Below are 23,539 nucleotides of genomic sequence, written 5' to 3'. Positions count from 1 at the left end.
CGGTGTAGAGTCATCAGATGTCCAGTTCCAGATCCAAGCAGGCAATCCCCCGAGGTCCACGCGCTGCCCTCGACGCGCTTCTGGCCGATACCGCCGGCCGTCCGATCCAGCGCGCCATGTGGCTCGACGCTCTGGACCGCCTGCTCCGTCCCCACTTGCCACCTTCACTGGCCGCGCACGCGCGGCTTGCGAATGTGGATGGCGCGAAGCTGGTCTATCTGGTGGATTCGCCAATCTGGAACGCCAAACTCAGGCTTGCCGCTCCGGGACTCATCGAGGCCGCCCGATCGAACGGACTGGACGTCAACGAGCTCAAGGTCAGGACCACCACCCAGCCGCTTCTCCCGCCTGCGCGGACAGAAACAACCGTACTTCCCCTGTCGGCGACCGCTCCCGAATCGTTGCGGGCCGCCTTGGCATCCTTGCGCGACGGGACATCCTAAACGTCGAGGCGACGTGAAAAGTTAACGGAACCGGTGCTGCCGGCGCCATTTTCGTTAATTTTTCGTAAAATTGTGACCCGGGTTACCCGGATCGCGGCGCGTTCAGGCGGGTTGCAGGGCGCCGTAGACCACCGGGCCGGTGCCGGCCTCGGCAAAGGTGACTTCTTCCCAGGCCGAGCGGTCCGCGAGCAGCGCGCGCACCAGCGTGTTGTTCAGCGCGTGCCCGGACTTGAAGCCTTCGAAGGCACCGATGACCGGGTGCCCGGCGAGATACAGGTCGCCCACCGCGTCGAGGATCTTGTGGCGCACGAATTCATCGGCGTAGCGCAGGCCGTCGTCGTTGAGCACGCGGAAGTCGTCGAGCACGATCGCGTTGTCCATCGAGCCGCCGAGGCCGAGGTTGCGGTCGCGCATGTATTCAAGGTCGTGCATGAAGCCGAAGGTCCGCGCACGGCTGACCTCGCGGATGTAGTTCTCGGTGGAAAATTCCACCTCGGCGCGCGACTGGCTGGTCGGGATGGCCGGGTGGTTGAACTCGATGGTGAAGCCCAGGCGGAAGCCGTCGTAGGGCTCGAAGCGGGCGATCTTGTCGCCGTCGCGCACCTCCACGGTCCGCTTGACGCGGATGAAACGCTTTGGCGCGTCCTGCTCGACGATGCCCGCCGACTGCAGCAGGAACACGAACGGACCCGACGAGCCGTCCATGATCGGCACCTCCGGCGCCGACAGCTCGATCAGGATGTTGTCGATGCCCAGTCCGGCGAGCGCCGACATCAGGTGTTCGACCGTCTGCACCTTGGCACCGCCCTGCGACAGGCCGGTGCACAGCGTGGTCTCGCTGACCAGCATGGCGTCGGCCGGGATCTCGACCGGCGGCTCCACGTCGACGCGGCGGAACACGATGCCGGCGTCGGGCGCGGCCGGACGCATGGTCAGGTACACCTTTTCACCGCTGTGCAGCCCGACGCCGGTGGCGCGGGTGACATTCTTGATGGTGCGCTGCTGGACCATGGGGGCTCTGTGGGGACGCCGGCGTCGCAGCGCGGCAGATGAAAGCGGTTCGCAATTTACCACGCCATCCGCTGAACCTGAACGCACCGCCCCTTCCCCCGCGCACGGGGGAAGGAACGGCGGCACGCGGTCAGTCCGCCTGGCGGCGCAGGAACGCCGGGATGTCCAGGTAGCTGTCGCTGCCGAAGTCCGCCACGGCCGGGGTGGCCGCCGCCGGCTCCGCCGAACCACGGCGCAGGCCGAACCCGCCCACCGCGGACGCCGGCGCCACCGCCTGGCCGTCATCCTCTTCGATGAACATGCCGGTGGTGCCGTCGCGACGGCCCTGGGTGTTGATCAGCTGCACGTGCGGGCGCTGGCGCGGAGCTTCGCCGAAGGCCGTGTCGCGGCCGGTCTGGCGCACGTGGCCACGGTTCAGGCCGGTGGCGACCACGGTGACGCGGACCTCGTCCTGCATGTCCGGGTCGAGCACGGTGCCGATGACGATGGTCGCGTCCTCGCTGGCGAAGTTCTCCACGGTGCGGCCGACTTCGTCGAACTCGCTCATGGTGAAGTCCGGACCAGCGGTGATGTTGACCAGGATGCCGTTGGCGCCGGCCAGGTTGACGTCGTCGAGCAGCGGGTTCTGGATCGCGGACTCGGCGGCGGCCTGCGCGCGGTCGTCGCCGCGGGCGGTGCCGGTACCCATCATCGCCAGGCCCATCTCGCTCATCACGGTGCGCACGTCGGCGAAGTCGACGTTGATCAGGCCCGGGCGGACGATCAAGTCGGCGATGCCCTGCACGGCGCCGAGCAGCACGTCATTGGCGGCGCGGAAGGCCTGCACCATGGTGGCGTTGCGGCCGAGCACGGTGATCAGCTTCTCGTTGGGGATGGTGATCAGCGAGTCGCAATGCTGGCTCAGGTCCTCGATGCCCTTGAGGGCGACCTGCATGCGGCGGCGGCCTTCGAACGGGAACGGCTTGGTGACCACGGCGACGGTCAGGATGCCCATCTCCTTGGCCAGCTGCGCCACGACGGGTGCCGCACCGGTGCCGGTGCCGCCGCCCATGCCGGCGGTGATGAACACCATGTCCGCGCCCTGCAGCGCCGCCATGATCTGGTCGCGGTCCTCGAGCGCGGCCTGACGGCCGACTTCGGGGTTCGCGCCGGCGCCGAGGCCCTTGGTGACGCCAGTGCCGAGCTGCAGCTGCAGCCGCGCGCCGCAGGTGCGGATGGCCTGCGCGTCGGTGTTGGCTGTGATGAATTCCACCCCGTCCACGCTGCCGTTGACCATGTGCGCGACCGCGTTGCCGCCGCCGCCGCCCACGCCGATGACCTTGATGACCGCGTTGGGGGCCATTTTTTCAACCAGTTCGAAGTGCGCCATGTCCGTGTCCTTTATGTAGTTATGTATTGCTGTTGTCGTGTCGCGGCATTGCCAGGTGTTGCAAACTGCGTTTTCGTTTTCGTCGCCTCGCCCGCGGGGGTCCGGCGCGCGGTGTGTTCGCGTCCATCTCAGAACTCGCCGTTGAACCAGGTCTTGATCTTCTTCAGCAGGCTGCCGGCGCGGCCGCTCGGGATCACCGGGCGCCGCGGATGCTCGATCTGGCTGCCCATCAGCAGCAGGCCCACGCCGGTGGCGTGCACCGGGTTGTTGACCACTTCGCCCAGGCCGGTGACGTGCTGCGGGATGCCCACGCGCACCGGCATCTGCAGCATTTCCTCGGCCAGTTCCACCACGCCTTCCATCTTTGCCGAGCCGCCGGTGAGCACCATGCCGGCGCGCACGTGCTGCTCGAAACCCGAGCGGCGCAGTTCGGCCTGCACCATCTCGAAGATCTCCTCGTAGCGGGCCTGCACCGCCTGCGCGAGCGACTGCCGCGGCAGCCTGCGCGGCGGGCGGTCGCCGACGCTGGGCACCTGGATCGATTCTTCGCTGGTCGCCAGCTGCGCCAGCGCGCAGGCGTAGCGCACCTTGATCTGCTCGGCTTCCGGGGTGGGCGTGCGCAGCATGTGCGCGATGTCCTCGGTGACCTTGTCGCCGGCGATCGGCAGGCTCGCGGTGTGGCAGATCGCGCCCTGCACGAACACCGCCAGGTCCGTGGTGCCGGCACCGATGTCGACCATCACCACGCCCAGCTCGCGCTCGTCGCTGGTCAGCACCGCGGTGCTGGACGCCAGCGACGACAGCACCAGGTCGTCGATCTGCAGGCCGCAGCGCTGCACGCACTTGGAGATGTTGGCGGCGGCCGACTGCGCGCACACCACCAGGTGCGCGTGCACCTCGAGGCGCACGCCGGTCATGCCGACGGGATTGCGGATGCCTTCCTGCGAATCGTCCAGCACGTACTCGCGCGGGATGGCGTGCAGGATCTTCTGGTCGGCGGGGATGGCGACGGCCTTGGCGGCGTCGAGCACGCGGTCCAGGTCGCCCCAGGTGACCTCGCCGTCGCGGATCGGCACGATGCCCGGCGAGTTCTTGCACTGCACGTGGTTGCCGGAGATCGACGCGTACACCGAGCGGATTTCGCAGCCGGCCATCAGCTCGGCCTCTTCCACGGCGCGCTGGATGGATTGCACGGTCGACTCGATGTCGACCACCACGCCGCGCTTCAGGCCCCGCGATTCGTGGCTGCCGATACCGATCACCTCGATCGGGTTGCCCGGCGAATACTCGCCGACCAGGGCCACGACCTTGGAGGTGCCGATGTCGAGGCCGACGATGAGGGCCTTGTCGCCTTTGCGGTTCATGCGTTTTGTTCCTTGGCCCATGTCAGGGCAAAGCCATTGGTGTAGCGAAGGTCGGCGCGGGCCAGCGGCCTGGGCGTCTGGGCCATGAGCTGCGGCAGCAGCCGCGCGAAGCGCGCAAGGCGCAGGCGCGCCTCGTGGCTGCCGATCACGACTTCGGTGTTGTTGGAAAGCACCAGCGTCCAGCTGCCGCGGCTGTCGAGCAGCAGCGCGGTCACGCCATAGCCGGTGGGCGCGAACAGCGTGCGCGACTCGTTGTAGAGGGCCACCACGTCGGCGGTACGCGCGGCCGGGCCGTGCAGGATCGGCAGGCCGGCCGGTGCGGTGACGCCCGCGGCCGGGAACACCTTGCCCTGCTGCGACAACAGGCTGTCGGTGCCCCAGCGTGCGAACGGGCGGTGCTCGTGCACCCGCACTTCCAGCACATCCGGCCAGGTCTTGCTGACTTCCGCATGGTCGACCCACGGCAGCACCGCGACGGCGGAGCGGGCCTCGTCCAGCCGGATCGCGAAGAAGCCCTGGGTGGCGTAAGGCAGCACCGCTTCGCGCACCTTCGCGGCGTCGACCTGCTGCAGGTTGTCGTTGATGCGCAGCGTGCGCAGCGGCCAGCGCTCGGCGCCGATCCAGCCCTTGACCACGGCGACGACCGGCAGCGCGATCAGCGCCACCGCCAGGGTCCAGGCCAGGATCCGCGCCAGCGCGTTCACAGCGTCTGCTCCAGCACGCGCCAGCACAGTTCGGCGTAGTCGCAGCCGAGTACGGCGGCAGCCTTGGGCACCAGCGAATGACTGGTCATGCCCGGCGCGGTGTTCACCTCGATCAGCTGCAGCCCGCGCGCGTTGTCGCGCATCACGTCCACGCGGCCCCAGCCGCTGCACCCCGCGGCGAGGAACGCCTGCAGCGACAGCGCGCGGATCGCGTCCTCGTCGCTGCCGGACATGCCGGGGCACAGGTACTGCGTGTCGTCGGCGATGTACTTGGCGTGGTAGTCGTACCACTCGCCGGCCGGCACGATACGGATCGACGGCAGCGCCACGTCGCCGAGGATGCCGACGGTGAGCTCGTCGCCCTGCACCATCTGCTCCATCAGCAGCTCGCCGTCGTAACCGGCGGCGAACTCGATGGCCGGCGCCAGGTCGGCCGGCGCCAGCACGCGGAACACGCCGACGCTGGAGCCTTCGCACGACGGCTTGACGAATACCGGGTAGCCCAGCGCCTCGGCGGCGGCGCGCAGGTCGGCGCCTTTCGGCAGGCGCTCGAAGCGCGGCGTGGGCAGGCCGGCGGCGATCCACACCTGCTTGGTGCGCACCTTGTCCATGGTCAGCGCGCTGCCCAGCACGCCGGAGCCGGTGAACGGCACGCGCAGCGCCTGCAGCACGCCCTGCAGCACGCCGTTCTCGCCGTCGCCGCCGTGCAGGATGTTGAACACGCGGTCGAACTGGCGGTCCTGCAGCTCGCGCAGCAGGTTGGGCACGCCGTCCACCGCGGCCACGTCCACGCCGCGCGACTGCAGCGCGGCCAGCACGTTGCGGCCGGAGTCCAGCGACACCTCGCGCTCGGCGCTGGCACCGCCCATCAGCACGGCGACGCGACCGAAGTCTGCGGCGTGGGTGGTGCGCAGCGGAGGCAGGACGGATGCGGTCATGCGGCCTCCTCCGGGAAGCCTTCGCTGGCCAGCTGCTGCGCGACGTGGCCGATGTCGCCGGCGCCCATGACCAGCAGCAGGTCGTTGTCCTGGAGGATGTCGGGCAGCACGTCGCGCAGCTCCGACGGGCCGCCCACGACAACGGGATCGATGCGGCCGCGCGCGCGGATGGCACGCGCCAGCGCGCGCGAATCGGCGTTGGCGATCGGCGCTTCACCGGCCGGGTAGACCTCGGTCAGCACCAGCGCGTCGACGCCCGACAGCACGCCGGCGAAATCGTCGAGCAGGTCGCGGGTGCGGCTGTAGCGGTGCGGCTGGAACGCCACCACCAGGCGGCGCTCGGGCCAGCCGCCACGCGCGGCTTCGAACACCGCGGCGAGCTCGTTGGGATGATGACCGTAGTCGTCGACCAGCTGCACCTTGGCACCGCGCGCGGTGGTGAGTTCGGCCAGCATGTTGAAGCGACGGCCGATGCCCTCGAAGCCGCGCAGTGCGGCGGCGATGGCATCGGTGGACACGCCCAGCTGCCAGCCCACCGTGGCCGCGGCCAGCGCGTTCTGCACGTTGTGGCGGCCGGGCAACGCCAGCTGCACAGCGGTGCGCGAGCCGTCGGGCAGGCACAGCGTGAAGTGCATGCTCGGGCCCGACTGGCTGACATCGACGGCGCGCACGTCGGCATCGTCGTGGAAGCCGTAGGTCATGACATGGCGCGACACGTTGCCGGCCAGCGCGGCGACCTCGGGGTCGTCCAGGCACAGCACCGCGAGACCGTAGAACGGCAGGCGGTGCAGGAATTCGGAGAACGCCTGCTGCACGCGGCTGAAGTCACCGCCGTAGTTCTCGAGATGGTCGACGTCGATGTTGGTGACGATGGCGACCAGCGGGTTCAGGCGCAGGAAGCTGCCGTCGCTTTCGTCGGCTTCGGCCACCAGCCATTCGCCGCCGCCGAGGCGCGCGTTGGCGCCGGCCGCGAGCAGCTTGCCGCCAATCACGAACGTCGGGTCCAGGCCACCTTCCGCCAGCACGCTCGACAGCAGCGAGGTGGTGGTGGTCTTGCCGTGGGTGCCGGCCACGGCCACGCCGCGGCGGAAGCGCATCAGCTCGGCCAGCATCTCCGCGCGCGGAACCACCGGGATGCGCTGCGCACGCGCCTCGAGCAGCTCGGGGTTGTCGGCGCGGATCGCGCTCGACGCCACCACGACGTCCTTGCCGAGCACGTTCGCCGCGGTGTGGCCGCGGTGGATGGCGATGCCGAGGCCGGCGAGGCGGCGCGTCACGGCATTGTCGGCAGTGTCCGAGCCGGAGACGTCGTAGCCCAGCGTGCGCAGCACCTCGGCGATGCCGCTCATGCCGGTGCCGCCGATGCCGACGAAGTGCACGCGCGAATGGCGGCGTGCGAAGTCGGCCATCGCGATGCCGTGGCTTTCATCAAGGCGGCGCATCATGCCCGGGCCCTCGGTGCAAAGGTGGGTTCGACGCGCTGGCGCAGGCGGCTGGTGCCGCGCGCGGCCAGCGAAGGCGTCGGCTGGGTGGTATCGGGTGGCGGCGGCATCGGGGCCTGCGCAGCCGCGGCGCCCTCGCCGCGCAGGCGCGCGACCTGGCGCTGGGCGCGGTCGAGTTCGTAGGAGACGCGCAGCAGCACGCCCATCGCGGCGCAGGTCATCAGCACGCTGGAGCCGCCCGACGACACCAGCGGCAGGGTCAGCCCCTTGGTGGGCAGCAAGCCGAGGTTGACGCCGATCGACACCAGGCTCTGCAGGCTGATCCACAGCGCGATGCCGAATGCGCAGTAGCCGGCGAAGTGGCGACGCATCTCCACGCACTTCAGGCCGATCCAGAACGCGCGCCCGACCAGCAGCGCGTACAGGCCGATCACCGCGCACACGCCGATGAAGCCGAGTTCCTCGGCGATCACCGCGAGGATGAAGTCGGTGTGCGCTTCCGGCAGGTACGACAGCTTCTGGATCGACGCGCCCAGGCCCACGCCCGTCAGCTCGCCGCGGCCCACCGCCATCAGCGCGTTGGCCAGCTGGTAGCCGCTGTTGAACGGATCGGCAAAGGGATCCATGAACGACGTCAGGCGACGCATGCGGTAGGGCTCGGCGATCGCCACCAGCGCCAGCACCGGCAGCAGCGCCAGCACGGGTGCAGCCATGCGCGGCAGGTGCACGCCGCCCAGCACCAGCATGCCGGCGGTGATGGCCAGCACCAGCGCCAGCGAGCCGAAGTCCGGCTGCAGCGCCAGCAGCGCCATAAGCGCGACCGCCACGCCCAGCGGCTTCAGCATCGCGCCCCAGGTGGCGTTGACCTCGTCGCGGAAGCGCACCAGGTAGCTCGCCAGCCACACGATGTACATCAGCTTGACCGCTTCGACCGCCTGGAACTTGGACACGCCGAGGTTGAGCCAGCGCTGCGCGCCGTTGACGCTGCTGCCCAGCCCCGGCACGAACACCAGCACCAGCATCAGGAAGCAGCCGACCAGCAGCAGGCGGTCGAAGCGCTCGATGGTCTTCAGCTCGGTGCGCATCGCCCAGAACGCGAGGCCCGCGCCCAGCGCCAGGAACACCAGGTGCCGGGTGAGGAAGTAGAACGGGCCGACGTCGAGGTCCTCGCCGATGGCGATCGAACTCGACGCCACCATCACCACGCCCAGCGCCGCCAGCCCGACCACCGCGGCGAGCAGCCACGGGTCGAAGCGGCCGGCGATGGCATCGAGCCGGGTGGCCTGCGCGGAATGGTCGTGGCTGCGGTCCATCAGCGCACCTTCAACGTGGCGAGGCCGACCAGCACCAGCACCACCGAGATGATCCAGAAGCGCACGATCACGCGCGGCTCGGGCCAGCCCTTGAGTTCGAAGTGGTGGTGGATGGGCGCCATGCGGAACACGCGCTTGCCGGTGAGCTTGAACGACGCCACCTGGATCATCACCGACAACGTCTCGATGACGAAGATGCCGCCCATGATCACCAGCACCAGTTCCTGGCGCACGATCACCGCGATGCAGCCCAGCACCGCGCCGAGTGCCAGCGCGCCGATGTCGCCCATGAACACCATGGCCGGATAGGTGTTGAACCACAGGAACCCGAGCCCGGCCCCGGCGATGGCGGCGCAGATGATCACCAGCTCACCGGCGCCCGGCACGCGCGGGATCTGCAGGTACTCGGAGAACTGCGCATGGCCCGACGCGTAGGCGAACACGCCCAGCGCGCAGGCCACCAGCACCGTCGGCATGATCGCCAGGCCGTCGAGGCCGTCGGTCAGGTTGACCGCGTTGGAGAAGCCGACGATCCAGAAGTAGGCGATCGCCACGAAGCCGACGCCGGCCAGCGGCAGCGCGATCGACTTGAAGAACGGCACGTAGAACGTGGTGGCGGCGGGCACGTCCGCGTACAGCCACAGGTACAGCGCCGCGGCCAGGCCGAACACCGACTGCGCGGCGTACTTCCAGCGCGACTTCAGGCCGTTCGGGTCGCGCCTGACGATCTTGATCCAGTCGTCGTACCAGCCGATGGCGCCGAAGGCCACCATCACGCCCAGCACTACCCACACGTACTTGTTGCGCAGGTCGCCCCACAGCAGCACCGATGCCAGCACCGTGACCAGGATCAGCGCGCCACCCATGGTCGGCGTGCCGGCCTTGGAGAAATGCGTCTGCGGGCCGTCGCTGCGGATCGGCTGGCCACCCTTGTACTGCGCGAGCTTGCGGATCACCGCCGGGCCCCACCACAGCGACAGGAACAGCGAGGTCAGCGCCGCCAGGATGCCGCGGAAGGTCAGGTAGCCGAACAGGCCGAACAGGCCTTCGAGCTGCTGCAGCCAGCGGGAGAGTTCAAGCAGCATGGGTGTCGTCCTTCGTCAGCAGCGCGGCAACCACGCGATCCATCGCGCTGCCGCGCGACCCTTTCACCAGAATTGTCGGAACGTCCGCAGCGGGTGCGGCCGCTGCCAGCGCGGCGGCCAGCGCATCCGCGAGCTCGGCATGCGAGGCGTGCACCTCGCCGCCGGGGCCGAACGCCTCGGCGGCGACCGCGCTCAGCGCGCCCAGTGCATACAGGCGTGCCACGCCGGCATCACGCGCACGGCGGCCGGCGGCCTCGTGCAGCGCGACGGCGTCGGCACCGAGTTCGCGCATGTCGCCCAGCACCAGCCAGCCTTCCCCCGGTGCCGCAGCCAGGATGTCGATGGCCGCAGCCAGCGAGCCGGGGTTGGCGTTGTAGCTGTCGTCGACCAGCCAGGCGCCAGCGGCCAGGCGATGGCGCACCAGGCGACCCGCGACCGGCTCGACGCTGGCCAGGCCCGCCGCGATCGCGTCCAGCCCCGCGCCGCACGCCAGCGCGAGCGCCGCGGCGGCCAGCGCGTTGGCCACGTTGTGGCGGCCCGGCAGCGGCAGCGTCACCGCGATCTCGCCTTCGCGCGCCACCAGCACGAACGTGGTGCCGTCCTCGCCGAGCACCACGTCGCGTGCGCGCACGTCGGCGCGCGCGTCGAAGCCGAAGCGCAGCAGGCGGCGGCCGTGCGCGCGTTCGGCGAAATAGGGTTCGAACGCATCGTCGGCGTTGAGCACCGCGGTGCCGTCGTCGGGCAGCGCGTCGTAGATCGCGGCCTTGGTGTCGGCCACGCCGAGCAGGCTGCCCATGCGCTCGAGGTGCGCGGGCGCCACGTTGTTCACCACCGCCACCCGCGGCCGCGCGATGGCGGTCAGGTAGGCGATGTCGCCGGGCTGGCCGGCGCCCATCTCGTAGATGGCGAACTCGGCATCATCCGGTGCGTCTATCACCGCCAGCGGCAGGCCGATCTCGTTGTTGCGGTTGCCCGGGTTGCAGTAGGTGCGGCCGCAACGCGACAGGATCGGCAGCAGCAGCTGCTTGACGCTGGTCTTGCCGTTGCTGCCGGTGATCGCGACCACCAGCGTGCTGCGCTGCGCCTGCAGCGCGGCGGCGAGCGAGCCGAGTGCGGCGACGGTGTCGGCCACCACCACCTGCGGCAGCGGCGCATCCACCAGGCGCGAAACCAGCGCCGCGCGCGCGCCGGCGGCGGCCGCCGCGGCCACGTGGTCATGGCCATCGAAGGTGTCGCCGGCGATCGCCACGAAAAGCGCGGCGCCGGAGCCGGCGTGCAGGCCGCGGGAGTCGGTTACCACGGCATCGACCACGATGTCGTCGCCTTCGAGACGGCCGTTGCAGGCCTGGGCGATGCGCGACAGTGCCAGCGGATTCATGCGCGGGCCTCCAGCGCGCGACGCGCGACGTCGCTGTCGTCGAAGGGATGGCGCACGCCGGCAATTTCCTGGCAGGGCTCATGGCCCTTGCCGGCGACCAGCACGATGTCGCCCTCGCCCGCCGTTCCGACCGCGCGCGTGATCGCCGCGGCGCGGTCGCGCAGGACGATCGCCGCGGCCGGGTTGCGCAGGCCGGCAAGGATCTCGGTGACGATCGCGTCGCCATCCTCGTTGCGCGGGTTGTCGTCGGTGACGAACACCACTTCGGCGCCGGCTTCGGCGATCGCCGCCATCTGCGGGCGCTTGCCGCGGTCGCGCTCGCCGCCACAGCCGAACACGCAGGCGATGCGGCCGCTGGCGTGCGCGCGCAGGCTGGCCAGCGCCTGTTGCAGCGCGTCGGGGGTGTGCGCGTAATCCACCACCACCAGCGGCTGGCCGGCACTGCCACCCAGGCGGTTCATGCGCCCGGCGATCGGCTGCAGCTGCGCCAGCACGCGCGCGATGTCGCCGATGCCGACCTGCTGCGCGTGCAGCACGCCGGCGACCGCCAGCAGGTTGTCGACATTGAAGCGGCCCAGCAGCGGCGAGCGCACCGCTGCGCTGTCGCCCGCGATACCGAGCGTGAAGCCGATGCCGGCGGCATCGAGCACGATGTCCGAGGCCGACACGCCGGCGCCATCCGCGCCACGCGCGCTGGTGCCGACGCGTTGCAGGCTCGCCGGCAAGGCCGCGAACAGCGCGCGGCCATGCTCGTCGTCCAGGTTGACCACCGCCGCGGCCAGGCCCGGCGTCGCGAACAGCCGCGCCTTGGCGGCGCCGTAGCTGGCCATGTCGCCGTGGTAGTCGAGGTGGTCGCGGGTGAGGTTGGTGAAAACGCCGAGCTGGAACCGCACGGCGTCCACGCGGCCCTGATCGAGCGCGTGCGAGCTGACTTCCATCGCCACCGCGTCCGCGCCGGCATCGCGCAGCTCCGCGAGCAGCGCGTGCGTCTGCAGCACCAGCGGCGTGGTGAAACCGGTGGCGCGCACGTCACCGTGCAGGCCGGCGCCGAGCGTGCCGATGGTGCCGGCACGGCGACCGAGCAGCTCCCAGGCCTGGGCCAGCAGCTGCACGGTGGAGGTCTTGCCGTTGGTGCCGGTGACGCCGACGGTGGTCATCGCCGCCGAGGGCCGGCCGTGGAATTCATGCGCCATCGCGCCCATGCGCGCGCGCAGCCCGGGCACCGCGATGGCGGCGGCCGGTGGCGCCGGCATATCGGCCGGCACCGGCGGCTCGAACAGCACCGCCGCAGCGCCATCGGCCAGCGCTTGCTGCGCGAAATGCAGGCCGTGCGTGCCGAAGCCGCCGATCGCGACGAAGGCGTCGCCGGCGCGCAGCGCGCGGCTGTCCTGCACCAGGCCGGACACCTCGAGCGTCGCCGGCACCGCGGCGATGTCGGGCAGCAGCGCCGCGAGTGGCATGCGCCGGCTCATGGGCGCGCCCCGACGGTGGCCGCTGCCGGCGCTGTGGCGTCGGGCAGCGTGGCCACGGCTGCCGGGCGCCGGGCGTTCGCCGCCTGCGCCTTGGCCTGGTCCTTGGCCTGCGCGGCCAGCCAGGTGTCGATGTCGTCCGGCGGCACGTCCATCAGGCGCAGCGCGCCATCCATCACCCGCTGGAACACCGGCGCGGAGACCGCGCCGCCGCCGTACACGCCGGCCGATGTGTCGGGATCGTCGATCACCACCGCCATCGAGAAGCGCGGGTTGTCCACCGGCACCAGGCCGGCGAAGAAGGCCACGTAGCGACGCGCGTATCCGCCACCGGAGGCCTTGCGCGCGGTGCCGGACTTGCCGGCGACGTGGTATCCGAGGATCGCCGCGCGCGTGCCCGTGCCGCCGGGCTCGGTGACGGTCTGCATCATCCGCACCACCTCGTCGGCGATCTCCGGCGCCAGCACCTGCGCGGGTTCGCCGCCCTGGCCCTTGACCAGGGTCGGGGTCATCGCGCGGCCGTGATTGCCAAGCGTCGCGTATGCGTGCGCGATCTGCAGGGGCGTGGCCGACAGGCCATAGCCGTAGGACATCGTCTGCTTGCTGGTACCGCTCCAGCTTGCCGGCGGCGGCAGCAGGCCGGCGGCCTCGCCGGGGAAGCCGCTGCCGGTGGACTGGCCATAGCCAAAGCGGCGCAGGAAGTCGTAGAAGGTCTTGTCCGGCAACCGGTGCACGATCTTCGAGACGCCGACGTTGGAGCTCTTGGTCAGGATGCCGGTGATATCCAGCACGCCGTAATTGCGGAAGTCGCTGGTGCGGTAGCGGCCGTTGGCGATCCAGCCCGGGCTGGTGTCCACGCGGCTGTCGGGGGCGATCACCCCCGCCTCGATGCCGGCGGCCACGGTCAGCGGCTTGATCGTCGAGCCCGGCTCGATCAGGTCGGTCACCGCGCGGTTGCGGCGCGCATCGCGGTGCTCGCCGGTGACCGCGTTCGGGTTGAACGTGGGCAGGTTGGCCATGGCGAGGATCTCGCCGGTGGCGACATCCAGCACCACCGCCGAACCGGCGCTGGCACCGGTTTCCAGCAGCGCGCGGCGCAGTTCGCGATGCGCGAGGTACTGGATGCGCCGGTCGATGCTGAGCACCAGGTCCTTGCCCGGCTGCGCGGCGCGCACCAGGTCGACGTTCTCGACGATGCGGCCGCGGCGGTCGCGGATCACCTTCTGCGCGCCCGGCGTGCCGCGCAGCCAGTCGTCGAACGCCAGCTCCACGCCTTCCTGTCCGAGGTCGTCGATGTTGGTGAAGCCGAGCACGTGCGCCAGTGCCTCGCCCTGCGGGTAGAAGCGACGGAACTCGCGCTGCGAGAACACGCCGGGAATCTTGCGCGCGAGGATCTTCTCGGCGGCGGCCGGATTGATGCGGCGCTGCAGGTAGACGAATTCCTTGTCTGCGCGCTGCGCCAGTTTGCGCTCGAGTTCGTCCAGCGGCACGCCCAGTGCTTCGGCCAATTCAGGCAGGCGCGCGGGCGACTTCAGCAGTTCCTGCGGGTTGCCCCACACGGTGTCGACCGGCGACGACACGGCGAGCGGCTCGCCGTTGCGGTCGGTGATCATGCCGCGCGAGGTCGGGATCGGGATCTCGCGCAGGAAGCGCGAATCGGCCTTCTGCTGGTAGTAGGCGTTGTCGACCAGCTGCAGGTCGACGGCGCGCGCCACCAGCGCCAGCGCGCACAGGCCCAGCCCGCCGGCGACGATCTTCAGGCGCCCGCGCAGGTCGAAGCGTGCGCGGCCGCGGGGCTTGGTGACGCCGTTGCGGTCCTTGCCGAACTTCATGGCCGCACCACCACGATCTCGCCGGCCTCGGGGAACTTCATGCCCAGGCGGGTGCGCGCGACCTGGTCGACGCGGTTGCTTTCAGCCCACGTGGCCTGTTCCAGCTGCAGGCGGCCGAAATCGATGTTGAGCTCGTCGCGCGCGTGCTCGAGCCGGGTCAGCTCGACGAACAGCTGGCGGTGGCGGTGGCGCGCGTGCACCACGCCGATCGCCGCCACCACGTTGGCCGCCAGCAGCACGATCACCAGGAAGCGGGTCACGGCCGCACTTCCAGCTTCTCGGCCACGCGCAGCACCGCGCTGCGCGCGCGCGGGTTGGCGGCGAGCTCGGCCGTGTCGGCCTTGGTGGCGCCGCCGATCTCGCGCAGGCCGGGCACGAACGCCTCCGGCTCCGGCAGGCGGCGGTTGCCCGCGGGCGCCTTGGCATGGCGCGCGATGAAGCGCTTGGCGATGCGGTCTTCGAGCGAATGGAAGCTGATCACGACCAGGCGGCCGCCGGGCTTGAGCGCGGCGAACGCGGCGTCCAGCCCGTCTTCCAGATCGCCCAGCTCGCGGTTGATGTGGATGCGGATCGCCTGGAACGAGCGCGTGGCCGGGTGGATCTCGTGGCGGCCGGGCTTGGGCCGCGGCATGACCGAGGCGATCAGTTCGGCCAGCTGCGCGGTGCGCAGCAGCGGCGCATCGGTGCGGCGTTCGACGATCGCGCGCGCGATGCGCCGGCTCAGGCGCTCGTCGCCGTAGGTCCAGAGCACGTCGGCGATCTCGTCGGCGGTGGCACGCGCCAGCCACTGGGCCGCGCTCTCGCCGCTGTCGGGATCCATGCGCATGTCGAGCGGGCCGTCACGGCCGAAGCTGAAGCCGCGCTCGGCGACGTCGAGCTGCGGGGAGGACACGCCGAGGTCGAACAGCACGCCGTCGAGGCCGGCGGCCACGGCGTCCCAGCGGCCCAGGTCGGCGAAGCTGCCGCGGCGGATCGCCACGCGCGGGTCCGAGCCGAACTCGCGTTCGGCCACGGTGATCGCGTCGGGATCCTTGTCCATCAGCAGCAGCCTGCCCTGCGGTCCGAGTGCTTCGAGCACGCCCCGGGCGTGCCCGCCACGGCCGAACGTGCCATCCAGGTACGTCCCGTCCCCACGCACGTGCAGTCCTTCCATGACCTGCGAATACAGAACCGGAAGGTGCGCGGAGCGGCGATCCGCGGCACCCGCGGTCACAACAGCAGCCCGACCAGGTCGTCGCCGAGGTCGTCGTCCCCGAGGGTCCGCTCGATCTGCTCGCGATGCGCCTGCTCACTCCAGAGCTCGAACTTGTCGCCCATGCCAAGCAGCACGGCGTGTTTTTCGATGCCGATCGCCTTGCGGTGGCTGGCGGGGATGGAAATCCTGCCGTTGCCGTCGGGTTCGACGATCGCCGCGGCGCCGACCAGCTTCAGCTGCAGCTCGCGGTTGGTCCTGCGGACCTTGGACAGCCCGTTGACCTGGTCGCGCACGCGCTCCCACTGGGCGAACGGGTAGAGGTACAGCGAGCCCTTCTCGAAGGGGTTGTACGTGACCACCAGGCGGTTCGAGCACGCGGACGCGACAAGCTCCCGGTAGCTGGTAGGGATCGCCAGCCGGCCCTTGTCATCGATCGTGATGGCGGTCTCGCCCTGGAACACGTTGCCTGTCACTCCATGCCCGTCTGCGGCGGGCTTCATGCGCAGGAAAACCACGAATATCCATGTCTTCCCACGTGTAGCCACCTTAGGAGCGGCCACAACCCTTGTCAACAGGCTGGAGTGACGAATTTCATTAAGCAGGTCAAGGACTTGCGGCGAACTTCAGAGACTTGTTCAAGGTTTATCCACAAGCAACTGTTTAGTCTCAAATTTTGAGAATCGCAACGCGGTCTTCACCTTAACCGTGTCTTCGCGCACAAAAAAGCCGGGGCCCCTTGCGGGACCCCGGCTGGTGTCACACAGCGCCGATCAGAAGCGCTGCTGGTACTTCATGAACACGAAGCGGCCGAGGTCGAAACCGCCGTAGTAGGCGAAGTTCGAGTTCGGCTGGTCGAACGCCGGAGCCGCGTAGTGGTTGAACACGTTGTTGGCACCGACCGCCACCGTCGCGTTCCACGGGGTCTTCACCGCGAACTGGACGTCGTGGAAGGTGTTCGAACCGGTCTCGTTCATCGGGACGTTCTGGCCCTGGGTGTCAGGCGCCGCGTAGTCCGGGATGTTGCAGATCGAGTCGAAGTAGCACTCTTCCTTCATGGAGGAGTAGTAGCGCATCCCCCAGTTTGCCGAGAACGGGCCATTTTCCCAGTTCATGTTCAGGTTCGAACGCAGGCGGAAGTTGCCGCCGAAGCCGACGTACACCGATTCCGGCGTGGTCGCTTCGTTGGTGGTCTTCAGGTTGTTCTTGCTGACGTAGGTGTTCTGCCAGGTCGCGCCGATGTTGCCGAAGCCCGTCTGCACGCGGTAGGACACGTCGAAATCGAAGCCTTCCGTCTCCTGGTAGCCGGCATTGCGCAGGCCGTAGGTGAGGTCGTTGACGATGCCGGTCACCGGATCACGGCTGAAGCCCGAGCAACGCGACTCGATCAGCGAGATGTAGCAGTCGCTGAGCATCTGGTTCGGGCTGTCGGACACCAGCGTGTTCTCGATGGTGATGTTCCACCAGTCGAGCGTCAGGCTGAGGCCTTCGACCCACGACGGGCTGTACACCACGCCGATCGTCTTGGACTCGGCCGTTTCCGGCGACAGGTTCGGGTTGGAGCCGCTGGTGAACGGCACCGGCGTCTGCGCTGCCGGACCCTCGGTCGGGATGAAGCCCTGCTGCAGCTGGCGGTAGTTCGCCGCCACGTCCTGCAGGCAGCGCTGCGAGCCGGCCGCGGTGCCGTATTCGCTGTCGCAGGGATCGCGGAAGCCGGTGGTGAAGGTCTGCGAGCCGCCGCCGTACAGGTCGGAGATCGTCGGCGCGCGGAAGCCCTCGGCCCAGGTGCCGCGAACCAGCAGGTCGTTGATCGGACGCCACTTCACACCGAACTTGTTGTTGGTGGTGTCACCGAAGGTGCTGAAGTCCGAGTAGCGGCTTGCGAGGTTGAAGCTCAGCTCCTGTGCGAACGCCATGTCGGCCAGCACCGGGATGTTCAGCTCGACGTAGAACTCGTCGACGTCGTACTCGCCGTAGGTCGGACCGGCGGCCAGGTTGGTCGAGTTGCCCGACTGCGAGATCGCGTCGGGGGTATAGCCGCCCTGCTCCTTGCGGTACTCGTAGCCCACCGCGAAGCCAAGGTCGCCCGCCGGCAGGGTCATGATCGAACCGGCCAGGTTGGCGAAGTAGCTGGTGGTCTCGGTTTCGCCCAGCGCGTGCTCCTGCTTGAACAGGTAGTCGCGCACGGCCTGGTCATCGAGCGAGTTGGCGACGCCGCCGGTGCCGAAGCCCGCGAAGGGGTTCCACGGCGTGCAGCCGGCGATCACGTTGCCCGGGGTGCCGCAGACCACGTTGCCGGTGGTCTCGTCGAGGAAGGACGAACCCACGGCATTGCGCACGTTCGGGATGTAGAAGTTGCCGTTGCTGATCTTGCTCAGCTCGTTCTTGTTGTACAGGTAGCCGGCATCCCAGTCGAAGTAGCGGTCACCGATCTCGAACGCGCCGTCGAGGCCCGCCGTGAAGCGCCACGTGGTGAGTTCGGACTCGGTGGTGCGCGGGTTTTCCCAGCCGCGACGACGCCAGTCGACGGCGCGGCCGTCATCGAGCGGGTTGAAGTAGCTGTCGGCCGCCATCGGCGCCCTGATCGCCGTCGACTGGACCGGATAGCCTGCGATCTGCGAATTGGCGACGCGGTTGTTGTAGCCGATGTCGGTCGAGAAGCGGACGTTGTCGGTCAGGTCGTACTGGCCGTTGACGTACAGCGAGCGGCGCTCGAGCGGCGTCAGCACGTGCATCTGCTGCGCGGCGTTGCTCATGTCGTCGGCGGTCTGCGGGTGGAACGCATCCGAACCGAGGGCGTTGCCGCCGCGGTTGGGGGCACGCCAGTCAGCTGGCAGCGGCGTGGTCTTGCCATCGGCGTTGAGCACCGGCGAACCATCGGGGTTGCGCTCGATCAGGCCGCTGTTGGCGTTGTAGTTGCCCCACTTGCCGACCGGGCTGAGGCTGTACTGCGGGAAGCCCGGGTAGGAGTCGCGGCTGAACCAGCGGTCGCGGGCCCAGACGCCGTCTTCCTTGTGGTACTCGGCGGCCAGCGTGAGCGAACCGCGCTCACCGGACATGCCCATGATGAAGTCGTAGCTTTCCTTGGCGCCGTCGCCCTCGCCGAACTGGCCGTAGTAGGCATTGGCCTCGGCACCGTCGAAGTTCTTGCGGGTGATGATGTTCACCACGCCGGCCATCGCGTCGGAACCGTAGATCGACGACGCGCCGTCCTTCAGGATCTCGATGCGGTCGACCATGACCGACGGGATCGAGGCGACGTCCTGCAGGCCGTCGGTGGTGATGCCCAGGCGCTTGCCGTTCACCAGCACCAGCGTGCGGTTGGCACCGAGGTTGCGCAGATCGATGTACTGGCCACCCACCGCTTCACCGGAGGCGAGCGACTCGGAGCGGCTGATCGCCGGGGAGCCGGCGGCGGTCATGTTCTGGAGGATGTCGGACACAGTGCGGAAGCCCTGGCCCTCGATGTCCGCGCGGCTGATGGTCAGGACCGGCTGCGCCGTCTCCATGTCGACCTGGCGGATGCGCGAACCGGTGACCTCGATGCGATCAAGCGTCGTGGCGGCGGCGGCTTCCGGGGCGTCCTGCGCGAACGCGGGCAGCGAGACCGCCAGGGTCGCGCCGGCGAGCAGCGACGTGCGGATGGCGTCCCGCAGCAAACTTGTCTTCATGAGTACTCCAAGATCTTTGGTTGATGAGTGCAAACAGTTAACGCGTCGTTAAAAGAAGCCGACTCGCCGACATTAGGGACGGACCGGTTCCGCCGGGTGCTCGCGCTGTCGCTTCGGCGTGCCCGAAATCGCCATCCCGCCCGATCCCCGGCATTTGTCACCGGGTGTTCATGAGTTTTTGGGAGGGCGCCGCAGCGGCTGGCGAGGTCGCCGCGCCACGCGCGCCCGCGGCGCCCTGTCAGGCTCCAGCCCAGTGCTCATGCGGGGTTTCGTCGAAACGTCATCGATACGTCCTGCCGGAAGTCGAAACGTCTGCGTGGCTTCGCTACTTCGGGCACGCGGAACACCACCCTTGGGCACGTATTCAAGTGACAGGGGGCAAGACGTCGTGGAAGTGAAGTTCTGGCGCGTGGGACCGGGCAGCGGGATCGACCTGGCCGGCGCCAAGGCGGTGCATTGCGTGCGGGGCTCCGGCCGCGGCAGCCACGCCCTGGTCGCGGCGGGCACTGCGTCGCTGTGGTGCGTGCTGCGCGGCAGCGTGGAAGTGGGCAGTCCGGATGGACCCTTCCGGGTATCGCGCCGCCATTTCCTGGCGTTGCCGGCCGGTGCCGCCGTGCGCGCGGTCGGCCGTGACGGCGCGGACTGGGTGGCGTTGACAGTGCCGCCGGCCGCGGTCGCCGGGATCCTGCGCGGCATGGGCACGCGCCGGGGACCCGGCCCGCTCCTGTTTCCTGCCGTGCTGCCGATCGACCGCGCCCTGCTGCGTGCAGTGGTCGCGATCGCAAGGCAGGCCGGGGACGCCCCGCGGGCGGCACCGGACATCCTTCTGGGCGGCGTTCTGCAGGCAGCGCGCGACGCCCAGGCCCCGACCCGCGAGTGGCTGGCGCGCGCCAGCGGCCGTACCGAGGGCCACCGGCGGCAGACCGTGCTGCGGCTGCTGAGCGCCCGCAACCGGATCCTGAACTCGCCGTTCGAAGGCAGCGACCTCGACAGCCTGGCGGCCGCGGCGAGCTACTCGAAGTCGCACTTCCTGCGCAGCTTCCGCGACGTGTTCGGCATCACCCCGCACGACCTGGTGATCCAGACGCGGATGGAACTGGCCAAGGACCTGATCGCCAACAGCGACCTGGCGATTTCGGAAGTCGCGGCCAGCGTCGGCTATGAAAGCCGGTTCGCCTTCGCGCGCTCGTTCAAGAAGTGCGTCGGCCTCACCGCGACCCGGTTCCGGCAGGACCTCGCCGACGCCGCCTGACGGCCCCGTAAAGCTGCCCGCCAGCTACGGGCGGCTACACTGTTCCGCCATATGACGCTTCGCGGCGCTTCGCGCAGCCAGCCCGCGCTTGCGCCGGCGGCCCGCCGCCGCGGACCACAGGTGATCCTTGTCCCGAGCCGCAGATGATCGCAGCCGCGACGGTCTCCACCGCCAGCAACTGCGCGTCGGCGTATTCCACGTCGACGCCGGAGCGCTGCAGGTGGAGTCCGGCGGACACACCACGCGCCTGAAGCCCAAGGCCATGGCGGTGCTGCTGGCGCTGGCCCGCGACGCGGGCATGACCGTGTCGCGCGACGAGCTGCTCGACGAGGTCTGGGGCAGCGTGCACGTCACCCCTGGCGTGGTCGGGCATGCCATCACCGCGCTGCGCCGCGCCTTCGGCGACGACCTCGAGCGGCCCACCTATATCGAGACCATCCCGCGGATCGGCTACCGGCTGATCGCGCACGTGGAGTGGCCAGGCAGCGCTGATGCGGTCGAGCCCGCCCAGGAAGCGACCGACCAGGACGCAACCGACCAGGACGCGGACACCGTGCCGAAGGCTGCGGGCGGGGGTGCGCGCCTGCTGGACCTGCCTCCGGCCAGGGCCGGCGCCGGGGACGAGGGCGAGGCCTCCGCGGCGGCGGACGCGACCGCTCCAGTCGCGCCCCCGGGCGATCTGCCTCCCCAGATGGACGACGCGCGCCCCCGGACTCGCGTGCAGCGCTGGTGGCCGCAGCTGGCCGCTGCCGCAGTGGCGCTGGTGGCGGCCGCGCTGTTCGTGGCTGGCCCGTGGCGCGGTGATGGGCAGCTGAGGACGCCAGCCGCGGCCGACAGCGGAATCACCGCGGGCCCGATACGCCGCGTCACGTTCGCCCCAGGCAGCGAAGACAGTCCGCGCTTCAACCCGGGCGGCGACTGGCTGGTCTACAGCCGCCGCGACCGCCTTGGCGACCCGCCCGGCCTGTTCCTGCAGTCCCCGCACGGCACGGAGGCACGCAAGCTGGCCGGAGGCGATCACGCCGAACGTCCGGCATGGTCGCCCGATGGACGGGAAATCGCCTATGTCTGGCGCTCGGCCGACGGCACGGACTGCGAAATCCGGATGACCAGCGTCGACGGCGGCGGCCAGCAGACGATCAGCCAATGCCCGGCGCGCAGCATCGTGTACCTCGACTGGAACCCCGCCGATGCCAACCAGATCGCCTACTCCGCGATCACCACCGGGAGCCCCGGCGACACGCGCGTCACCCTGCTGCGACGGGGCCAGGGGTGGTCACGGGAGCCGTTCGAGTACGGAGACCTGGACACGGCCACCGACCTCTATCCGCGCTTCTCTCCGGATGGCACGCGAATCGCATTCCGCGGCATCTCCAACCCCACGTCCGACCTGTATTCGATGTCCACTGGCGGCGGTGAGGTCACGCGACTGACCACGCTGCGCTCGGAGATCCAGGGCTTCGACTGGCTGCCCGACGGTTCCGGGCTGGTGTTCTCGTCCAACCACGAAGGCCAGCGCGCGCTGTACGTGCTGGAGCTTGCCGACGGCCGGATCACCGCGCTCGGGATCACCGACGCCTCGTCGCCCGACATCGCAAGCCGGGCCTGGAACCTCGCCTTCCAGATCGAGGACTGGCGCTCGGCCCTGGCCGAGTATCCGCTGGATGGCGGCCCGAGGAAGCTGCTGGCACCGTCGTCCGGGCGCGACTTCTCCTCCGCGATGTCGTCCGACGACAGCCGCCTGGTGTTCGCCAGCGACCGCGACGGCAGCTCGCAGCTCTGGCTCCTGGACCGCGGCGCGGACCAGGCCACGCGGCTCACCAGGCACGAGTCCGGCCGGGTGGAGGCGCCGGTGCTGTCGGCCGACGGCCGCCGCGTGCTGTACGTGCTCCGCGTGCAAGGACGTCACGAGCTGCATGAATTCGACTTCGACCGGGGCGTGTCGCAGCGCGTCGCGGAGGCAAGCGCGTCGCTGCGCAATGCCATCTACGCCAGCGATGACCGCTCGATCTGGTACGCCGGCTGGAGCGAGACCGGCTGGCGCCTGCATGCCTGCCGTCGATCCGGCGACTCGCCCGGCTGCAGCGGCCAACCGACGCAACTGCCGGCGTTCCGGGTGGAGCGCGCAATGGTGGACGGGCGTTCGGCACTGCTGCTGGCCGAAGTGGGCAGCCAGGGTCGCGTGTTGCTGTATGCCGAAGACGACCTCCACCCGCTGCGGGACGTGCCGCTGGTGATCGAGGAGCCGTGGCAGGTCGTCGGAGATGCCGCGTGGTCCCTGCGCTCGCAGGGTGACGGTTCCGGGGTGGCGACGCTCCAGGCGCACTCCTTGCGCGATGGCGCGGTCACGCATCTGGCCACGCTGCGCGGGGCTCGCCCGCTGCTTGGCGGCGGGTTCCAGGTCGGTTCGGACCGCCGCCACGTGGTGCTGCCGGTGGTGACGGAGAACCGCGCCGACATCGCCGTGGCGCGCCTGCACCGCAACGGCGGCTGAGCCGCCGGCGAAACCGCAACTTCGGCAAACCGAGTGCGCAGCCAAGGCAACCCCTGCCGCGACGCCGCGCACGAAACTGTCGCCAAGGGCGCGAAAGCCCGACAAACCAAGTGAGTCTTGCGCACGGCCCTCCCTCTCTCCCGGGCCGTGCGCGATTTTTTGTGAGGAAGGTAGCGGAGCCGGCCGATAAGCCGGGTTCTGTCGTGGACAGTCATTCCTCTAGGCGCATCGTCGCCGATACGCTCAAGCAACCTACCCGGACCCGACGCGGGCCGCGCCATTAGGTCCCTATTTGGTCTTGCTCCCGGTGGGGTTTGCCGTGCCGGCCTGTTGCCAGGCTCGCGGTGCGCTCTTACCGCACCATTTCACCCTTGCCACGCGCTTCTTGCGAAGCCGTTCGGCGGTATCTTTCTGTTGCACTTTCCGTCGGCTCGCGCCGCCCAGGCGTTACCTGGCACCGTGCCCTGTGGAGCCCGGACTTTCCTCGGCACCCGGTTCCACCGAAATGGTCCCGGATGACGCGACTGTCTGGCCGACTCCGCCGCGCGTATTCTCGCACGCCGCACGGCGCAGCACGCCCGG

17 protein-coding genes, 1 other RNA gene and 1 pseudogene are annotated in these 23,539 nt (G+C 69.7%); 3 read left to right on the top strand and 16 right to left on the bottom strand.

Going from position 1 to position 23,539, the window contains the following annotated elements; translation table 11 throughout:
* Positions 1-17: 17 nt before the first annotated feature.
* Positions 18-443: a DUF721 domain-containing protein gene (locus JHB91_RS12720; RefSeq protein ID WP_199373425.1), complete on the top strand. Its 426-nt coding sequence runs from the start codon at positions 18-20 to the stop codon at positions 441-443.
* A gap of 102 nt (positions 444-545) precedes the next feature.
* Here the strand turns inward: JHB91_RS12720 and lpxC are convergent, their stop codons facing one another.
* From lpxC to JHB91_RS12645, 15 genes and pseudogenes are all read right to left on the bottom strand, one after another.
* Positions 546-1,454 (bottom strand): UDP-3-O-acyl-N-acetylglucosamine deacetylase, encoded by a 909-nt coding sequence (gene lpxC, locus JHB91_RS12715; protein ID WP_199373426.1) that lies wholly within the window; start codon positions 1,452-1,454, stop codon positions 546-548.
* Between the two features lie 130 nt (positions 1,455-1,584).
* On the bottom strand, positions 1,585-2,823 hold the full coding sequence (gene ftsZ, locus JHB91_RS12710) for a cell division protein FtsZ (protein ID WP_199373427.1): 1,239 nt from the start codon (positions 2,821-2,823) through the stop codon (positions 1,585-1,587).
* A gap of 128 nt (positions 2,824-2,951) precedes the next feature.
* Positions 2,952-4,187: a cell division protein FtsA gene (ftsA, locus tag JHB91_RS12705; RefSeq protein ID WP_182824922.1), complete on the bottom strand. Its 1,236-nt coding sequence runs from the start codon at positions 4,185-4,187 to the stop codon at positions 2,952-2,954.
* A 23-nt stretch (positions 4,188-4,210) separates the two neighbouring features.
* Positions 4,211-4,891: pseudogene (locus JHB91_RS12700) on the bottom strand (cell division protein FtsQ/DivIB); the annotation flags it as partial.
* A complete protein-coding gene (locus JHB91_RS12695) occupies positions 4,888-5,829 on the bottom strand; it encodes a D-alanine--D-alanine ligase (protein ID WP_199473116.1) in 942 nt (313 codons plus the stop codon). The pseudogene JHB91_RS12700 and the gene JHB91_RS12695, both read right to left, overlap by 4 nt.
* Complete coding sequence (murC, locus tag JHB91_RS12690) at positions 5,826-7,274, bottom strand: UDP-N-acetylmuramate--L-alanine ligase (RefSeq protein WP_199473115.1); 1,449 nt, start codon at positions 7,272-7,274, stop codon at positions 5,826-5,828. The genes JHB91_RS12695 and murC overlap by 4 nt, the downstream gene beginning before the upstream one ends.
* Positions 7,271-8,584, bottom strand: a complete 1,314-nt coding sequence (gene ftsW, locus JHB91_RS12685) for a putative lipid II flippase FtsW (protein WP_199473114.1) — start codon at positions 8,582-8,584, stop codon at positions 7,271-7,273. The genes murC and ftsW overlap by 4 nt, the downstream gene beginning before the upstream one ends.
* Entirely contained in the window at positions 8,584-9,669 is a 1,086-nt protein-coding gene (mraY, locus tag JHB91_RS12680; RefSeq protein ID WP_199473113.1) for a phospho-N-acetylmuramoyl-pentapeptide-transferase, read from the bottom strand. Before mraY ends, ftsW begins: the two co-directional genes overlap by 1 nt.
* Positions 9,659-11,047: a UDP-N-acetylmuramoyl-tripeptide--D-alanyl-D-alanine ligase gene (gene murF, locus JHB91_RS12675; protein ID WP_199473112.1), complete on the bottom strand. Its 1,389-nt coding sequence runs from the start codon at positions 11,045-11,047 to the stop codon at positions 9,659-9,661. Before murF ends, mraY begins: the two co-directional genes overlap by 11 nt.
* Positions 11,044-12,519, bottom strand: coding sequence for a UDP-N-acetylmuramoyl-L-alanyl-D-glutamate--2,6-diaminopimelate ligase (locus JHB91_RS12670; RefSeq protein WP_199473111.1), 1,476 nt, complete (start codon positions 12,517-12,519; stop codon positions 11,044-11,046). Before JHB91_RS12670 ends, murF begins: the two co-directional genes overlap by 4 nt.
* Positions 12,516-14,348, bottom strand: coding sequence for a penicillin-binding protein 2 (locus tag JHB91_RS12665; RefSeq protein WP_199473110.1), 1,833 nt, complete (start codon positions 14,346-14,348; stop codon positions 12,516-12,518). Before JHB91_RS12665 ends, JHB91_RS12670 begins: the two co-directional genes overlap by 4 nt.
* Entirely contained in the window at positions 14,345-14,608 is a 264-nt protein-coding gene (gene ftsL / locus JHB91_RS12660) for a cell division protein FtsL (RefSeq protein ID WP_199373436.1), read from the bottom strand. Before ftsL ends, JHB91_RS12665 begins: the two co-directional genes overlap by 4 nt.
* On the bottom strand, positions 14,605-15,561 hold the full coding sequence (rsmH, locus tag JHB91_RS12655; protein ID WP_343225102.1) for a 16S rRNA (cytosine(1402)-N(4))-methyltransferase RsmH: 957 nt from the start codon (positions 15,559-15,561) through the stop codon (positions 14,605-14,607). Before rsmH ends, ftsL begins: the two co-directional genes overlap by 4 nt.
* The gene (mraZ, locus tag JHB91_RS12650; protein WP_199473108.1) at positions 15,558-16,043 is read right to left on the bottom strand and encodes a division/cell wall cluster transcriptional repressor MraZ; all 486 of its coding nucleotides are present in this window, start codon (positions 16,041-16,043) and stop codon (positions 15,558-15,560) included. The genes rsmH and mraZ overlap by 4 nt, the downstream gene beginning before the upstream one ends.
* Before the next feature lie 270 nt (positions 16,044-16,313).
* The gene (locus tag JHB91_RS12645) at positions 16,314-19,211 is read right to left on the bottom strand and encodes a TonB-dependent receptor (RefSeq protein ID WP_199473107.1); all 2,898 of its coding nucleotides are present in this window, start codon (positions 19,209-19,211) and stop codon (positions 16,314-16,316) included.
* 388 nt (positions 19,212-19,599) lie between these two features.
* On the opposite strand from JHB91_RS12645, the gene JHB91_RS14135 reads away from it, so the two are divergent.
* Together JHB91_RS14135 and JHB91_RS12635 are read left to right on the top strand one after the other, a co-directional pair.
* Complete coding sequence (locus JHB91_RS14135; RefSeq protein WP_343225101.1) at positions 19,600-20,463, top strand: AraC family transcriptional regulator; 864 nt, start codon at positions 19,600-19,602, stop codon at positions 20,461-20,463.
* A gap of 127 nt (positions 20,464-20,590) precedes the next feature.
* The gene (locus tag JHB91_RS12635) at positions 20,591-22,957 is read left to right on the top strand and encodes a winged helix-turn-helix domain-containing protein (protein ID WP_199473105.1); all 2,367 of its coding nucleotides are present in this window, start codon (positions 20,591-20,593) and stop codon (positions 22,955-22,957) included.
* A 171-nt stretch (positions 22,958-23,128) separates the two neighbouring features.
* Here JHB91_RS12635 and rnpB read toward each other — a convergent pair.
* Positions 23,129-23,497: RNase P RNA component class A (rnpB, locus tag JHB91_RS12630), an RNA gene on the bottom strand.
* Positions 23,498-23,539 lie beyond the last annotated feature (42 nt).

The sequence above is a fragment of the Luteimonas sp. MC1828 genome (assembly GCF_016461615.1).
Lineage (GTDB): Bacteria > Pseudomonadota > Gammaproteobacteria > Xanthomonadales > Xanthomonadaceae > Luteimonas.
Note: the sequence above shows the minus strand (reverse complement) of the source record. Positions and strands in the feature narration are given on the sequence as shown.

Coding starts and splice junctions, on each gene's coding strand:
- lpxC (WP_199373426.1), bottom strand. CDS start 1,454: ATGGTCCAGCAGCGCACCATCAAGAATGTCACCCGCGCCACCGGCGTC.
- JHB91_RS12695 (WP_199473116.1), bottom strand. CDS start 5,829: ATGACCGCATCCGTCCTGCCTCCGCTGCGCACCACCCACGCCGCAGAC.
- JHB91_RS12720 (WP_199373425.1), top strand. CDS start 18: ATGTCCAGTTCCAGATCCAAGCAGGCAATCCCCCGAGGTCCACGCGCT.
- JHB91_RS12665 (WP_199473110.1), bottom strand. CDS start 14,348: ATGAAGTTCGGCAAGGACCGCAACGGCGTCACCAAGCCCCGCGGCCGC.
- ftsW (WP_199473114.1), bottom strand. CDS start 8,584: ATGGACCGCAGCCACGACCATTCCGCGCAGGCCACCCGGCTCGATGCC.
- murF (WP_199473112.1), bottom strand. CDS start 11,047: ATGAATCCGCTGGCACTGTCGCGCATCGCCCAGGCCTGCAACGGCCGT.
- JHB91_RS12670 (WP_199473111.1), bottom strand. CDS start 12,519: ATGAGCCGGCGCATGCCACTCGCGGCGCTGCTGCCCGACATCGCCGCG.
- mraY (WP_199473113.1), bottom strand. CDS start 9,669: ATGCTGCTTGAACTCTCCCGCTGGCTGCAGCAGCTCGAAGGCCTGTTC.
- murC (WP_199473115.1), bottom strand. CDS start 7,274: ATGATGCGCCGCCTTGATGAAAGCCACGGCATCGCGATGGCCGACTTC.
- ftsA (WP_182824922.1), bottom strand. CDS start 4,187: ATGAACCGCAAAGGCGACAAGGCCCTCATCGTCGGCCTCGACATCGGC.
- ftsZ (WP_199373427.1), bottom strand. CDS start 2,823: ATGGCGCACTTCGAACTGGTTGAAAAAATGGCCCCCAACGCGGTCATC.
- JHB91_RS12645 (WP_199473107.1), bottom strand. CDS start 19,211: ATGAAGACAAGTTTGCTGCGGGACGCCATCCGCACGTCGCTGCTCGCC.
- mraZ (WP_199473108.1), bottom strand. CDS start 16,043: ATGAAGCCCGCCGCAGACGGGCATGGAGTGACAGGCAACGTGTTCCAG.